Consider the following 15506-nt stretch of genomic DNA (forward strand, 5'->3'; position numbering starts at 1 on the left):
ACGGCATATCGGAAATCCGCGTTACACTTTCCCGGTCGATACCCTATAGTCGTACCATGCTCGATCTCGTCATTGCCTATTGGCCTCATATCCTTGCCGTCCTCTCCGTTATCATGGGTACCGTTGCGGCCGTGCATGCCACGATGACCAAGGAAGAAGTTCGCTCGGCGCTCGGCTGGGTTGGCGTTATCGTCTTGTCGCCGATCGTCGGCGCCGTCATCTACGCGATTGCCGGCATCAACCGCATCCGCCGATCCACAATCACGCAGCAGCGGTCCTTCATGCAGGACGAGATCATGGATCGTGTCGCGCGGTTTGACGCCGGCGGCGATCTGGTTGCCGAGCGGGTGGGGCGACGCTTCGCGGCGATGAAAATCCTTGGCGACCGGGTGACCCGGCACGCGCTGACGACGGGTAACAGCATCGAGCCGCTGGTGACTGGCGATCTCGCTTATGAAGCCATGCTGGAGGCCATCGAACAGGCGAAACGGTCGATCATCCTCGAAACCTATATTTTCGACAATGACCGGATCGGCATGCGCTTCGTTGCGTCACTGGAGAGGGCGCAGCAGCGGGGAGTCGAGGTTCGGGTGCTGATCGATGCGGTCGGCGCGCGATATTCGGTGCCGAGCATTCTGCCGACGCTGCGCGAAAAAGGCATCGTCGCAGCGGTCTTCAACGGCAATGTCATCATGGGCCTGCGCCTGCCCTATGCCAATCTTCGCACCCACCGCAAGATTCTCGTTGTGGACGGGCGCGTCGCCTTCAGCGGCGGCATGAATATTCGCGAAGGATTTACACGGGAATTCGCTGGTGAGAGCCAGTCCCATGACACGCATTTCAAGATCACCGGTCCCGTGGTTTCTGATTTTTTCTCGATTGCTGCGGAAGACTGGCGCTTCACGACCAAGGAAGTTCTGGATACGGCGGTCTGGGATATCGCGATCCCCGACGGGATACCGGGCTCGCAACTCATTTCCCGCGTTTGCTCGTCCGGGCCTGACAAAAGCATCGAGACCAATCACAAAATGCTGACCGGCGCATTTTCCATTGCGCGCTCGTCCATTCTCATCATGTCGCCCTATTTTCTCCCGGATCGCGAGCTTATTTCAGCGCTCATAACAGCGGCGCGGCGCGGCGTTGTCGTGGATATCGTCGTGCCGAAGAGCAACAATCTGGTACTGGTGGATCGGGCCATGACGGCGCAATTCGATCAGATGCTGCGCAATTATTGTCGCATATGGAGGGCGACCGGACCATTCAATCATTCGAAGATGCTGGTGATCGACGGGCGGTGGAGTTACATCGGGTCCTCCAACCTCGATCCGCGCTCTTTGCGACTGAATTTCGAGATTGATCTCGAGGTGATGGATGACGGTTTCGGCCAGACCATCAGCCAGACGATTTCGACGGCACGCGATGCTGCAATACCTGTGAGACTGAGCGAACTGAAAGCGCGTCCATTCGTTGTTCGTTTCGTGGAACGGGTTCTGTGGCTTGCCTCGCCCTATCTTTGAACGGAGATGACGTGTGAAAAAAGACGGCATGCTGGAAAACGAAAAAGCGGTGTTGGCCAGAAACACCAGCCTGCCTGCCTTCGTGATGAACTCGCTGCGCAATCACCGCCAGCGGCAGAATGCCAAGCCTGAGGAAAAGGCCCACCAGTTTCCCATCATCGCTTCCTATAACGTCCACAAATGTGTTGGCCGCGACCGCAAGTTCGATCCTGATCGCACGAGCCGCGTCATTCAGGAAATCGGCGCCGACATCATCGCGCTACAGGAAGCGGACAGCCGTTTTGGCGAGCGCACCGGCCTGCTCGATCTCGCCCGGCTGGAACGGGAAAGCGGGCTGGTGCCTGTCCCCGTGCAATCGGGGGTGAAGGCGCATGGCTGGCACGGCAATGTCGTTCTGTTCAGGGAAGGCGCGGTGCGCGACGTGCACACGGTGAAGCTGCCGGGGCTTGAGCCGCGTGGCGCGCTGGTCGTGGAACTTGACCTGAAAAACGGCAGCGTGCTGCGTGTCATCGCTGCCCATTTCGGTCTTCTGCGGCACTCCCGCGCCCAGCAGGCGAAAGCCTTGCTCGGCCTTCTGGAAGCACGCGACGAATGCCCCACCATCCTTCTCGGCGATCTCAATGAATGGCGCCTCGGCAATGGCTCGTCGCTCAATACGTTCCGGGATGCGTTCGGCGCCCTGCCGCCGGCGGTGCCGAGTTTTCCGTCCAACCTGCCGGTGCTGGCGCTCGACAGGATCATCGCCAATCGAGAAGGACTGATCGAGCAGGTGGAGGCGCATGACAGCGCATTGGCGCGCATCGCCTCGGATCACCTGCCGCTGAAGGCGGCGGTGCGGACCGACCTGCTGGCGGCCTGAATTCGTCGGCTATTGATGCACTTTGGTGAGCCTCAGGCCACCGTCATCTGGCCACTGCGCGAGCGGGCTTCCAGCAACGAGGTTCGGATGGCTTCCATCAAACGCTCGCGGTTGTTTCTGACCTTGCCCCTGTCGAGATTTTGCGCGGAAAGCGCGAGGTCGAGACCCTCATGCATCACGATTGAATAGGCAACTGTTGTCGCCCAGCTCTCGTAGTCCTGCTCCATCATGCCGCCCCTGAACTAAATCATTTAGTCCGAATCACCCTGCTTTTCAATTTATCACAGAATTTTAACTAAAAAAGCGCGCCTTTTCTTAAAGTTCCGCCCGGCTAGGGCGTCTATATTTCATTCCCAAAGCTTCGGCACTGAGACGTTGTAGCAGGATTGGCGTGTAACTGGCTGAAACAGATTCTATTTCAGTAAAGCGTCACGAATATTCCAGCCAATAAAACGCCGCGCATCTTGGGATGCGCGGCGGGCTTGCGTCGAAGGTTGCGGTGGATAGGTGTCGGCCTCAGCCGGCCTTTTCGAGCTTGTAGTCCGAGTTGGCCGGTTCTTCCTCTTTGTGCTGGATGAGCGGGCGGTTGCCCGCCAGTTTGCGCACCAGCACGTAGAAGACCGGTGTCATGAAGATGCCGAAGAACGTCACGCCGATCATGCCGGAGAAGACCGCGACACCCATGGCGGCGCGCATTTCCGCACCGGCACCTGTCGAGACGACCAGAGGCACCACGCCCATGATGAAGGCGAGCGAGGTCATCAGGATCGGGCGCAGGCGAAGCCGGCTTGCCTCGATGGCCGCCTGAAGCGGCGTTCGTCCCTCGAATTCCAGTTCCCGGGCGAATTCCACGATCAGGATCGCGTTTTTCGCCGAGAGACCCACAAGGACGACAAGGCCGATCTGCGTAAAGATGTTGTTATCCCCTCCCGTCAGCCAGACGCCCGTGAGAGCCGCAAGTACGCCGAGCGGCACGATCAGGATGATCGCAATCGGCAGGGTCAGGCTTTCATATTGCGCGGCGAGCACGAGATAGACGAGCAGCAGCGCCAGCGGGAACACCACGATGCTGGAGTTGCCGGCGAGAATCTGCTGGTAGGTCAGATCCGTCCATTCATAATCGATCCCCGCGGGCAGGGTTTCGGCAAGGATCTTCTCGATCGCCGCCTGCGCCTGGCCCGATGAGAAGCCCGGTGCCGGTCCACCGTTGATATCAGCTGCGAGGAAGCCGTTATAACGGTTGGTGCGTTCCGGTCCCGTCGTTGCATCCACCTTCAGGAGCGTCGACAGCGGGATCATCTGACCCGTCGCGGAGCGAACCTTCAGGCGGCCAATATCTTCCGCATGGGCGCGGAACTGCGAGTCCGCCTGCACACGGACGCTGTATGTGCGGCCGAAGGCGTTGAAGTCATTGACGTAGAGCGAGCCGAGATAAATCTGCAGCGTCTGGAAGACGTCGCTGACGGAGACGCCCAGCTGTTCGGCCTTGGCGCGGTCGAGGTCGGCGAAGAGCTGCGGCACGTTGATCTGGTAGCTGGAGAAGATGCCCGCCAGCTCCGGTGTCTGATAGGCCTTGGCGATGACGGCCTTCGCCGCTTCATCCAGCGTCTGGTAGCCGTAACCGGCGCGGTCTTCGATCTGCAGTTTGAAGCCACCTGTCTGGCCGAGACCGTTGACCGGCGGCGGCGGGAACATGGCGATAAAGGCATCCTGAATGCCGGCGAACTTCTGGTTCAGCTGCATGGCGATGGCGCCGCCGGAGAGTTCCGGTGTCTTGCGCTTTTCGAAGTCATCGAGAACCGCAAAGACGATGCCGGAGTTGGAGCCGATGGTGAAGCCGTTGATCGACAGGCCCGGGAAGGCGATGGCGTGGCTGACACCGGGCGTTTCCATGGCGATCGCGCTCATCCGCTTGATGACGTTCTCGGTGCGGTCGAGCGTTGCGCCATCGGGCAACTGGGCGAAACCGATCAGATACTGCTTGTCCTGCGCTGGCACGAAGCCGCTCGGCACAGTCGTGAACATGCCATAGGTGGCAGCCACCAGCGCCATGTAAACGATCATCACCAAGCTCTTGCGTGTCACCAAGCCGCCGACAGTCTTGCCGTAGCCGTTCGAGGCCGCGCCGAAGGCACGGTTGAAGCCACGGAAGAACCAGCCGAGGATCTTGTCCATGAAGCGGGTGAGCCAGTCTTTCGGCGCGCCGTGTTCCTTCAGCAGCAGGGCCGCAAGAGCGGGTGACAGCGTCAGCGAGTTGATGGCCGAAATGACGGTGGAGATCGCAATCGTCAGCGCGAACTGCCGGTAGAACTGGCCGGACAGGCCGGAGATGAAGGCGAGCGGCACGAAGACGGCGACCAGAACCAGCGCAATGGCAATGATCGGGCCGGAGACTTCGCGCATGGCCTTATAGGTGGCGTCACGCGGTGAGAGCCCGTTTTCGATGTTTCGCTCGACGTTTTCGACGACCACGATCGCGTCATCCACGACGATGCCGATGGCGAGCACGAGCCCGAACAGCGTCAACGCGTTGATGGAAAAGCCGAAGGCATACATGACGGCGAAGGTGCCGATGATCGAGACCGGAACGGCGATCAGCGGAATGATCGAGGCGCGCCAGGTCTGGAGGAAGAGGATGACGACAAGCACCACGAGGCCAACGGCCTCGAGGAGTGTGTCGACGACTTTCTCGATGGAGGAGCGCACGAATTTCGTCGTATCGTAGACGATCTCGTATTTCACGCCATCGGGCATGGCCAATTGCAGATTGTCCATGGTGGCGCGGACATTGTCGGCGATTTCGATGGCGTTGGAGCCGGGGGCCTGAAGGACCGCGACAGCCACGGCGGGCTCACCATCGAGCAGCGAACGCAGCGTGTAGTCTGCTGCGCCGAGTTCGATGCGCGCGACATCGCGCAGGCGGGTGATTTCGCCATTGGCGCCGCTCTTGACGATGATGTTGCCGAATTCTTCCGGCGTCGTCAGACGGCCCTGGGCATTGACGTTGAGCTGCAGGTCGACACCGTTCGGGCTCGGCGAAGCGCCGATGACGCCGGCGGCGGCCTGCACGTTCTGCTGGCGGATGGCGTCGGAGACGTCACTGGCAGCCAGATCATGTTCGGCCACTTTCTGCGGGTCGAGCCAGACGCGCATGGAATAGTCACCTGCGCCGAAGACCTGCACCTGGCCGACACCTTCGATGCGGGCGAGGCGGTCTTTGACGTTCAGCGTCGCATAGTTGCGCAGGTAGGTGATGTCATAGGCGTCGGTCTTGGAGACAAGGTTGACGACCATGATGAAGTCGGGCGAGCTCTTCACCGTTGTGATGCCGAGCGCACGCACTTCCGCCGGCAGGCGCGGTTCTGCCTGCGAGACGCGGTTCTGCACCAGCTGCTGGGCCTTGTCGGGGTCGGTGCCGAGCTTGAAGGTGACGGTGAGCGTCAGCACGCCGTCCGATGTCGCCTGGCTGCCCATATAGAGCATGTCCTCGACACCGTTGATCTGTTCTTCGAGCGGTGTCGCGACGGTTTCAGCGATAACGGTCGGGTTCGCACCGGGATAGGTGGCGCGCACGACGACGGATGGCGGAACGACTTCGGGATATTCCGAAATCGGCAGGGCGCGCATGCCAAGAAGGCCTGCCACCACAATCAGGATCGACAAGACGCCGGCGAATACCGGCCGGTCGACAAAAAATCTGGAAATATTCATATCCAGTCCCTCTCCGGGTATATTTTGGAATGCGAAGGCCGCTCCGGCGGCAGGATTGCCGCCGGTAAAGGCCGGTTCTGTCTGAATGCGCGTCTCGCGAAAGCGCGGGACGCTTACTGATCAAAGAGGTGGGTTACTGCGAAGCAGCAACCTTGTCTTCCGCCTGCGGTGCGATGGTCGCACCCGGACGGATGCGCTGCAGGCCGTTGACGACGATCGTATCACCGGCGGCAAGACCGCTGTCGATGATGCGCTGACCGTCTGCCGGTGCGCCCGGCTTGATCTGGCGGTAGCTCACCTTGTTTTCGGCATCGACCACGAAGACGAAGCGCTTGTCCTGGTCCGTGCCGATGGCGCGGTCGCTGATGACGATGCGGTTTTCCGGCTTCGGTTCGCCCATGCGCACCCGCACGAACTGGCCGGGGATCAGCCTGCCGTCCGGATTGTCGAAGATGGCGCGCACACCGATGGTGCCGCTGGCCGAGTCGACCTGGTTGTCGATCAGGTGCAGCGTGCCCTTGATCGGCGTGCCTTCATCCGAAAGCGTGCCGATTTCAACCGGTATCTGTTCCAGAGCGGGCAGGGCGCCATCGGTTTTCGGCAGCTCGGCAAGAGCCTTTGCCACCGTGCCTTCGCTGGCATTGAAGCTTGCATAGATCGGGTTGACCGAGACGAGTGTCGTCAGGGCCGGCGAGGTGGAGCCAGCGGCGACGAGGTTGCCGGCGGTGATTTCGATGCGGCCGACGCGGCCCGAAACAGGGGCGCGGATTTCGGTGTAGCCGAGATCGAGTTGCGCCGTCGTCAATGCTGCGCGGGCGGCGCGAAGCTGGGCTTCGGCATCCGCAAACGAGCTCTGGCGCTGGTCGAGATCGCTCTGGGAGATGGTGCGATTGTCGGAAAGCCGGCGGCCACGGTCGAGTTCCGTTTTCGCGAGGCTCACCTTGGCTTCGGCCGAGGCGACCTGTCCTTCAGCGCCGGCAACGGCGGCCTGATAGGGGGCCGGGTCGATGGTGAAGAGGGGATCGCCTTCCTTCACCAGCGCGCCCTCGCGGAAATGCACGGCCTTGATCTGGCCGGCGACGCGGGAGCGGATCTGCACCCGGTCTACGGCTTCCAGACGACCGGAAAATTCCTCCCAGCGCATCACGTCGCGGCTTTCCACCTTCGCGACGGTGACCGGGATTGCCGGTGTTTCAGCGGGCGTGGAAGCGGCCGTTGCGTTGCGGCTGGTAGGGAGGTCGAAAAACAGTGCTGCGGCTGCAACGGACACGGCAAGCCCGATGCCGGCGCCCGTCAGGGCCCGGCGCTTTGTGTTCAGCGTCATGGGTATCTCCTTGGCCCCAGATCAGGAGCCGATCAGTTTCTCAATAAATGCGGTATTCAGTGTTTTAACTGGTCAACGAAAGTCTTGAACTCCGAACAGATGGATGGGACCCATCCGCCGCCCTCTCCTTGATAAAGCCCCGTCCAGCCGACGCCGGCGGGGAAAACATGGCTCCGGACGCTGACACCCGAGGCGATAAGACGGTCTCCATAATTGACCGTCTCGTCGCGCAGAGGATCATCCTCGGCGGTAAAGATCAGCGCCGGCGCTACCCGGTTCAGCCGCGTGCACTGGCAGGGTGCGGCATAGGGGTGGAAAAACCCGCAGGCCTTGGCAAGGTAGTGGCTCCAGCCATCCGCCCAGCGCTGGCGCATGCCGATCCTGTCCGCTTCGCGGAAGGATTCCGTCGTCATCATCGGGTCGATCATGGGCGACAGAAGTATCTGGCCTGCGAGCTTGCCGGGCATGCGGTCACGGGCCTTCAAGGCAAGCCCCGCCGCCACATTGCCACCAGCTTCTTCGCCGGCCACGAACAGCAGCGATTTCGCGCCGCCATAATGCTTGCGATCCCGGTTCAAATGATCGAGCGCCTCGTAAGCACAGTCGATAACCATCGGAAACTCGTTGCCGGACGGCTTGCTGTAGTCGGCTTCCACGACCACTGCGCCGCTTTCCGCAAGCGCGCGGGCCACCGGAAGCTCGGGGCAATTGCCATCAGGCTCAAGGCCGGGTTGCAGAAACGATCCGCCGCGCAGGTAAAGCACCACGGGCGGCTGGCTGCAAAGGTTTGCACCCTCATACCGGCGCACGGAAAGCTGGGATGCGAGGCCCCCGCAGCATTTGATGTTTTCCCAGTGCGCGTTCATCTGATCCGGTCCCGTGCGCCACCATCGGCGGTGCACCATATTTGCAAAATCTGAAATTCATATTATTGTTCGGGGAAAAATGATCAACTACGCTAAAATGAAAACACTATTCCAAATATACGGATAATCGCATCATGGATCAGCTCTCCGCCATGCGGGTTTTTACGCGGGTCGTGGAAACCGGTAATTTCAGCCGGGCCGCGACCGCGCTGAGCATGCCGAAAACCACGGTTACCAACATGGTACAGGCGCTCGAGGCGCACTTGCAGACCACGCTTCTCAACCGCACGACGCGGCGGGTCATGCTGACGACGGACGGTGCTCTCTATTATGAGCGCGCATCGCAGATTTTATCGGAAATTGAAGAACTTGACGGCAGCATGTCCAGCGCGCAGGTGCAGCCGTCGGGCCGGTTGCGTGTGGAAATGGCAGGTGTCTTTGCGGACCTCGTCGTTATCCCACATCTTTGTGAATTTTACCAGCGCTATCCGCAAATCCGCCTCGACCTCGGCGTCGGTGACCGTCTGGTCGACTATATCGCTGAAAATGTCGACTGCGCGCTGCGGGTCGGCGTGTTGCGCGATCAGTCGCTGATTGCCCGAAAAGTAGGCGAACTCCGGTTCGAAACATTTGCGTCGCCGTCCTATATCCAGAAGTTCGGCATGCCGCAGGAGCCCGAGGACCTCGAAAAAGATCATTTATCGGTGGGTTACCTCAATGCCACCACGGGCCAGATCATGCCGGCCTCCTTCGACAATGGCATACGCAGCGTTGAGTTGACGCCCAACTATGTCGTTTCCGTCAACGACAGCCGTACCTATCTCAATGCGGCGCTCGCCGGCATGGGCATCGTGCAGCTGCCGATCTTCATGGTGCGGGATGCGCTGTCGCGCGGAGAGCTGGTGCCGGTGCTTTCCGAATGGCGACGGGAGGCGATGCCGATCTATGTGGTCTATCCGCAGACCCGGCATGTGACGAACAAGGTCCGCGTTTTTGTCGACTGGTTGGCGAAGCTGGTGCATGGGCTGATGTAAACGATCAGTCCCGCCCGGCTCTCGCGGCAACGAAATCGATAAAGGCGCGTACCCGGGCGGCGAGATGCTCGTGGCCGGCGTAGACGGCGTGGATCACCTCCAGGTCCTCGGCGTTATAGTCCTCCAGCACTGGCACGAGCAGTCCTGCCTCGATATCGGGCTTGACGTGAAATTCGCCCATGCGCCCCATCCCCAAGCCCGCGAGGCAGAGCCTGCGCATCGCCATGCCGCTATTGACCGAGGCATTACCCGTGACAGGAAGGCGATAGAGATCGCCGGAAGCAGGGTCGCGGAACGGCCATTCGTTGAGGCTGCGGCTGAAATTAAAACTCAGGCAATTATGCCGCGCCAGATCCTGCGGCGTGTCCGGCAGGCCATGTTGCTCGATATAGGCAGGCGAGGCGACGATCACGCGGCAGACCTCCTTCAGTTTTTTTGCCTTCAGAGAGGAATCGCCCATCGCGCCGGAGCGGATTGCGATGTCCGTGCGTTCCTCGATCAGGCTGATGACGCCGTCGGTGAGCGAGATATCCAGTTCGATTTCCGGATAGAGCGACAGGAATTCCGGCGCGAGCGGCAGGAGATAACGTTCGCCGAAGCCGAGCGTCGCGTTGACTCGCAGAAGGCCGCGCGGCACGACCTTGCCGCCGCTCGCCACGATCTGCTCGGTCTCGGCGATATCGGCGAGGATTCGTCGTGCCCGCGCCAGATAGACCTCGCCCTCGGGCGTGAGCGTGACGAGCCGGGTGGAGCGGGCCAGCAACCTCGTGCCGAGACGATCTTCGATACGTGTGACAAGTTTGCTGACCGCCGAGGGCGAGAGCTTCAGCCTGCGCCCGGCGGCTGAAAAACTGCCGAGTTCCGCCGCCACCACGAAGACTTCCATCTCTCCGGCCCTGTTGTCCATCGCTTCCCACCTATGAAGTCAATTCAAAGGTATTTATCCGGCTTTGCCCGTTATCATGCAAGTCCCCTTCGCCCATATTGTCTGCATCGATTTGATCCAACCGGGCAGCACATGCTGTCCAGAAGGCCCGCGATCCCCCTGCGGGCGAAGAGGTATTCGTCATGCCATTGGCTATATTTGCCCTGACGATCGCGGCTTATGCGATCGGAACAACGGAGTTCGTCATTGTCGGTCTGCTGCCAACCGTCGCCAACGATCTTCATATCACCCTGCCGCTCGCCGGCCTCATCGTCAGCGTCTATGCGCTGGGCGTGACCTTCGGTGCGCCGATCCTCACGGCATTGACCGGGAAGATAGAGAGGAAGCCGCTGCTGCTCGGCCTGATGGCCCTGTTCATCGTCGGTAACAGTCTCGCAGCCCTCTCACCCAGTTATGAGATGCTGCTGGTCGCCCGTGTCATCGCCGCCTTCGCCCACGGCGTTTTTTTCTCGGTCGGCTCCACCATCGCAGCCGATCTCGTGCCGGAAAACCGCCGCGCCTCGGCCATTGCCATGATGTTCATGGGGCTCACGGTCGCCATCGTCACCGGTGTTCCGCTCGGCACCTATATCGGTCAGGTCTTCGGCTGGCGCGCCACCTTCTGGGCAGTTGCCGCCCTCGGTATCGTCGCCTTTCTGGGCATTGCGACGCTTCTGCCGAACACGCTCAAGAAGGCGCCGCCGGCGAGCCTGCTGGATCAGGTGCGGGTTCTCGGGTCCGGCCGCCTGCTCATCGTATTCGCCATGACGGCACTCGGTTACGGCGGCACCTTCGTCGCCTTCACCTTCCTTGCGCCCATCCTGCAGGATGTGACCGGCTTTTCGGAAAAGAGCGTCAGCCTGATCCTCGTGCTTTACGGCATCGCGATTGCCGCCGGCAATATCGGCGGCGGCAGGATTGCGAACCATAATCCGGTCAAGGCCCTCGTTGGTCTATTCCTGGCCCAGGCCATCGTGCTGCTCGTCTTTTCCTTCACCGCCGTTTCGCCGGTGCTGACGTTGATCACGCTTGCCGCGCTTGGTTTCCTCTCTTTCGCCAATGTGCCCGGCCTGCAGCTCTATGTGGTGCAGCTTGCCAAGCAGCATCGCCCCGGTGCCGTTGATGTCGCCTCGGCGCTCAACATCGCCGCCTTCAACCTCGGCATCGCCATTGGTGCGTGGCTCGGCGGTCTGGTGGTCGAATCACCGATGGGTCTGGGAGCCACACCCTGGGTCGGCGCCATCCTCGTCGCGATTGCCCTGCTTCTGACCATCTGGAGCAGCACGCTCGACCGCCGCGCCGCGGTGACGCTGAAGACCGCCTGAACTTGCCTATAAATTCCGGCAGCACCCGATCTGCCGGATCACCTCAAAGGAGAAAATATATGTTTAATGTCACTGCCAATGGTGCATCGATCCCGGCGCTCGGTTTCGGCACGTTCCGTATTCCCGGCCCGGATGTTTCGCGCATCGTTCCCCACGCCTTGAAGGCCGGTTTCCGCCATATCGATACCGCCCAGATTTACGGCAACGAGGGAGAGGTCGGCGAGGCCATCGTCAATTCAGGCGTCGCCCGCAACGATATTTTCCTGACGACCAAAGTGTGGGTGGAGAATTACCGGCATGATGCCTTTCTCGCTTCCGTCGACGAAAGCCTGAAGAAGCTGAGGACCGATCATGTCGACCTGCTGCTGCTGCACTGGCCGAACGAGGCGGTGCCGCTTGCCGAACAGATCGGCGCGCTGAACGAGGTGAGGAAGGCAGGCAAGGTACGCCACATCGGCGTTTCCAACTTTAATAGAAACCTGATGGCCCAGTCGGTTGCACTTTCCGAGGCGCCGATCGTTACCAACCAGATAGAGTATCATCCCTATCTCAACCAGGACGCCGTGATCGAGGCGGCCAGAGAGGCGGGGATGGCGATCACCGGCTATTACGGCATGGCCGACGGCAAGGTCTTTTCCGACCCTGTGCTGAAGGACATCGCTGCCGGACACGGCAAGTCCGTCGCGCAGATCGTGCTGCGCTGGCTCGTTCAGCAGGAGGGCGTGATTGCGCTGTCGAAGACGGTCAGCGAAGCGCGGGTCGCGGAAAATGTCGCGATTTTCGACTTTGCGCTTTCTGACGAGGAGATGGCGACAATCAGGGCACGCGCCGTTGCCGGCGGCCGCATCGTTTCACCGGATGGTCTTGCGCCCGTTTGGGACGAGCCTGCCTGACGATCAAAAGGGGAGGGGCATTGCTCCTCCCTTTCCGTATCTGCCTGATCTCAGTGCAGGGAACCGACCGCCGTCATATGCCCGATCCGTCCAGTTCGCGGTCGTCTTCACCCTCCCAGGGTGTCGGCATGGAAGGGCGGTCATTATTGGCGGCAGGCACGGGCAACCAACACTTCAGTTCCGTTTCCGCATATTCAATGATGCGCCCTGGGGACGAATCTGAGGAGCGCCAGCCTTCTGCCCCGAATTGATCGCCTTTTGACCAATAGGCAAGGTCAACCTGGGCCGGTCCCTGTTCCGACGCGCCGATCGTGACGAGAATCCGGTTACCGTCCTTGGGCGCACTCGCCATGTGCCGCCACCTGTATGCCTCATCCATCGTTGTCCTCCCGCCGGCTGGTTGCATGTGTCGCCCCGTCATTAAAATCGGCGGGTGCCACCTTGTGCAACCTTTTTGTCAATGTCCCGGGAACGAATGTCTGCGGCTCCGCGGGGCGTTCCGGCCCCGGTTCAGAATTCGATGACCTGCCTGACCGCGCTGCCATCATGCAAGCGGTCGAAAGCCTCGTTGATATCCTCGAGCTTGAGCCTTGCGCTTAGAAGACGGTTCACCGGCAATCGGCCATCACGATAAAGGGCGATGAAGCGCGGGATATCCCGCAGGGGCACGCAGGTGCCAATATAGCTGCCCTTCAGCGTGCGCTCTTCCGCGACGAGTTGAACGACATTGACCGGCAGCGCGGTGCCCGGGGGCGGCAGGCCCGCCGTCACCGTCGTGCCGCCGCGTCTGGTCATCTTGAACGCGTTTTCGAGCGCACGGACGGACCCGGCCATTTCGAAGGCATAATCCGCGCCCCCAGATGTGATGGCGCGCACCTGCTCGACAGCATCCTCGTCGCCTCCGTTCACGACGGCAGTGGCGCCGAGTTCGCGGGCGAGCGCGAGTTTTTCGGAGGAAAGGTCAACGGCGACGATTTTGCTCGCGCCCGCCGCCCGCGCACCAAGGACCGCTGCAAGGCCAACGCCGCCGAGCCCGATGACAACAGCGGTCGAACCTGCTTTCAGCGCCGCAGTATTCACGACGGCGCCGACGCCGGTCAGAACTGCGCAGCCGAACAGGGCCGCCTCGACAAAGGGAAGGTCCCGGTCGATCTTAACCAGCGAATGGCGCGACACGACCGCGTGTTCGGCAAATGCCGACACGCCAAGGTGATGGTGCACGGCCTCGCCGCGATAGTTCAGCCGCCTTGCGCCACCCAGCAGTGTGCCTGCCCCATTGGCGGCCGCGCCCGGTTCGCACAGCGCTGGCCTGCCTTCCGCACAGGGAAGGCAATGTCCGCAACTCGGCATGAAGACCATGACGACATGATCGCCCGGCTCGAGATCGACAACGCCTTCGCCCAGCGCTTCGACGGTGCCAGCGGCTTCGTGGCCAAGCGCCATCGGCATTGGGCGGGGCCTGTCGCCGTTGATGACGGAAAGATCGGAATGGCAGAGTCCAGCCGCGCGGATGCGCACAAGGACTTCGCCCGCACCGGGAGGATCAAGGTCGATCTCATCGATCGCCAGCGGTTTGCTGATAGCGTAGGGGCGGGGCGTATTCGTCTTGCGCAATATCGCGGCTTTGACCTGCATCGGTTCCTCCATCTGCGAAAACGGGAAATGGGGTGGCGATGTCATCGCGGGCGCGGCTGGCGCGGAACGTCCGCGTACGGAGCCCGGCAATGCGGACCGGAATGTCTCACCTTCGGCATGCCTGCGGCGCTGCACGAGGTATCGGACCAGGGCCCTAAAACAGCATGCGCCCGCCAGCCTTGAGGCCCCGGGCGCATAGACGCAAAAATACCATCGCGGTCCGCTATTTCCGCAGAACCGCGCCATCGACGTTGCCGATGACGATACCAGAAGTCTGGTTACCGGGTCTTCTTCGGCTTCGAGGGAAGAAGGCCGTCGCGCTGCATCTGCTTGCGGGCAAGCTTTCTCTGGCGGCTGACAGCTTCTGCCTTCTCACGTGCCTTCTTGATCGACGGCTTTTCAAAAGCTTCACGCAGACGCATTTCGCGGAAGACGCCTTCGCGCTGGAGTTTCTTCTTCAGGATGCGCAATGCCTGGTCGACATTGTTATCGCGTACTAGAACTTGCATATGCCCCTCTTGAGGTCGGAAAAAAACGGTAGGCCACCATACTCATTTTACGGCCGAAGCCAAGATCAACGAGCGCCTTGTGACAGTTATTTCTTCAATAATGTCGGCGTTTCCGTGTCTTTTGGCCGTCCGGATGAATTGGCGGAATTTCACGGGGGCATGGCCGGTCCGGCAACAACGACGCGTTCCGTATCGTTGAAGGAAGCTTTATCCGGCTTGCCCTGAAATTTTGGAGCGGGCGAAGGGATTTGAACCCTCGACCCCAACCTTGGCAAGGTTGTGCTCTACCCCTGAGCTACACCCGCTCAAATCCACCGGTCCGGGGTAGTTCGCTGAACCGTGGGCCGCCGAAGCGGCGACGGCTGCTATATCGCTCAAACGTTTTTGGAATGCAACAGATTATTTTGAGGTTTTTGCGGAAATCCGTCTTCTTGTGACCGCAGGCGGTATCGCCAGTGTCCAACGGCGGGGTCCGGCCGGAAGATGCTGTTTCCGCTGCCCTTTACACCCGGCTCTCAGGAAGAAGCCGGCAGGCGGCACAGAAAATGACCCGTTTACATTTGGTTAAAATCTGATTCGACAAGTGATTCGTTCAGGTGTACAAATCTCCTGTCCACGAAAAAAGAAACGATACTTGGCAAATCATCAGGAGGATGAGCCTTGTCGTATGCAGCTTTTGAACGGGTTGGCGCGCAACTGTCGCCGGAGCAGATTACCGATCTACAAAACATTTTCGATGGCGTGTGCTTCGAGTGCTTTCAGGATCGCAGCAGCCACGTTGCCAATGAATGCGCAGCGGTTTTGATCCGCAGCGCCCAGCGTGGCATTCTCGATCATGACATGCTGAGAGATATCGGGCGCGCCGTCTTGCGGCGCCATTGACGCGTCAAAATAACGCCGCTTGAAAC

14 protein-coding genes and 1 tRNA gene are annotated in these 15506 nt (G+C 60.6%); 6 read left to right on the forward strand and 9 right to left on the reverse strand.

Annotated features, from left to right (window positions below):
- Positions 1-56 precede the first annotated feature (56 nt).
- Together AT6N2_RS12460 and AT6N2_RS12465 are read left to right on the forward strand one after the other, a co-directional pair.
- Entirely contained in the window at positions 57-1517 is a 1461-nt protein-coding gene (locus tag AT6N2_RS12460; RefSeq protein WP_209087198.1) for a phospholipase D-like domain-containing protein, read from the forward strand.
- Positions 1518-1530: 13 nt separating this feature from the next.
- Positions 1531-2376, forward strand: coding sequence for an endonuclease/exonuclease/phosphatase family protein (locus tag AT6N2_RS12465; protein WP_209087200.1), 846 nt, complete (start codon positions 1531-1533; stop codon positions 2374-2376).
- A gap of 32 nt (positions 2377-2408) precedes the next feature.
- On the opposite strand, the gene AT6N2_RS12470 is transcribed toward AT6N2_RS12465, so the two are convergent.
- The 4 genes from AT6N2_RS12470 to AT6N2_RS12485 form a co-directional block, all read right to left on the reverse strand.
- A complete protein-coding gene (locus AT6N2_RS12470) occupies positions 2409-2606 on the reverse strand; it encodes a hypothetical protein (protein ID WP_209087202.1) in 198 nt (65 codons plus the stop codon).
- 286 nt (positions 2607-2892) lie between these two features.
- A complete protein-coding gene (locus AT6N2_RS12475) occupies positions 2893-6087 on the reverse strand; it encodes an efflux RND transporter permease subunit (RefSeq protein ID WP_144577029.1) in 3195 nt (1064 codons plus the stop codon).
- Positions 6088-6220: 133 nt separating this feature from the next.
- A complete protein-coding gene (locus tag AT6N2_RS12480) occupies positions 6221-7411 on the reverse strand; it encodes an efflux RND transporter periplasmic adaptor subunit (protein ID WP_144577030.1) in 1191 nt (396 codons plus the stop codon).
- Positions 7412-7467: 56 nt separating this feature from the next.
- A complete protein-coding gene (locus tag AT6N2_RS12485) occupies positions 7468-8277 on the reverse strand; it encodes an alpha/beta hydrolase fold domain-containing protein (protein ID WP_209087204.1) in 810 nt (269 codons plus the stop codon).
- Between the two features lie 134 nt (positions 8278-8411).
- Here AT6N2_RS12485 and AT6N2_RS12490 point away from each other — a divergent pair, with 134 nt between their 5' ends.
- Entirely contained in the window at positions 8412-9311 is a 900-nt protein-coding gene (locus tag AT6N2_RS12490) for a LysR family transcriptional regulator (protein WP_063948083.1), read from the forward strand.
- Positions 9312-9315: 4 nt separating this feature from the next.
- Here the strand turns inward: AT6N2_RS12490 and AT6N2_RS12495 are convergent, their stop codons facing one another.
- Positions 9316-10218: a LysR family transcriptional regulator gene (locus tag AT6N2_RS12495; protein WP_209087206.1), complete on the reverse strand. Its 903-nt coding sequence runs from the start codon at positions 10216-10218 to the stop codon at positions 9316-9318.
- A gap of 161 nt (positions 10219-10379) precedes the next feature.
- On the opposite strand from AT6N2_RS12495, the gene AT6N2_RS12500 reads away from it, so the two are divergent.
- Positions 10380-11561 carry an MFS transporter gene (locus AT6N2_RS12500; protein ID WP_209087208.1) on the forward strand — a complete coding sequence of 394 codons (1182 nt, stop codon included), beginning with the start codon at positions 10380-10382 and terminating at the stop codon, positions 11559-11561.
- 59 nt (positions 11562-11620) lie between these two features.
- Positions 11621-12454: an aldo/keto reductase gene (locus AT6N2_RS12505; protein ID WP_209087209.1), complete on the forward strand. Its 834-nt coding sequence runs from the start codon at positions 11621-11623 to the stop codon at positions 12452-12454.
- 73 nt (positions 12455-12527) lie between these two features.
- Here AT6N2_RS12505 and AT6N2_RS12510 read toward each other — a convergent pair whose 3' ends face one another.
- The 4 genes from AT6N2_RS12510 to AT6N2_RS12525 form a co-directional block, all read right to left on the reverse strand.
- Complete coding sequence (locus AT6N2_RS12510) at positions 12528-12833, reverse strand: hypothetical protein (protein WP_144577034.1); 306 nt, start codon at positions 12831-12833, stop codon at positions 12528-12530.
- Between the two features lie 131 nt (positions 12834-12964).
- A complete protein-coding gene (locus AT6N2_RS12515) occupies positions 12965-14089 on the reverse strand; it encodes a zinc-dependent alcohol dehydrogenase family protein (RefSeq protein WP_209087211.1) in 1125 nt (374 codons plus the stop codon).
- A gap of 278 nt (positions 14090-14367) precedes the next feature.
- Complete coding sequence (rpsU, locus tag AT6N2_RS12520; RefSeq protein ID WP_063948077.1) at positions 14368-14598, reverse strand: 30S ribosomal protein S21; 231 nt, start codon at positions 14596-14598, stop codon at positions 14368-14370.
- 230 nt (positions 14599-14828) lie between these two features.
- Positions 14829-14903: transfer RNA gene (locus tag AT6N2_RS12525), tRNA-Gly, on the reverse strand.
- A gap of 355 nt (positions 14904-15258) precedes the next feature.
- On the opposite strand from AT6N2_RS12525, the gene AT6N2_RS12530 reads away from it, so the two are divergent.
- The gene (locus tag AT6N2_RS12530; protein ID WP_077224699.1) at positions 15259-15480 is read left to right on the forward strand and encodes a hypothetical protein; all 222 of its coding nucleotides are present in this window, start codon (positions 15259-15261) and stop codon (positions 15478-15480) included.
- Positions 15481-15506 lie beyond the last annotated feature (26 nt).

This window comes from Agrobacterium tumefaciens (genome assembly GCF_017726655.1).
GTDB classification, from domain to species: Bacteria; Pseudomonadota; Alphaproteobacteria; order Rhizobiales; family Rhizobiaceae; genus Agrobacterium; species Agrobacterium tumefaciens_B.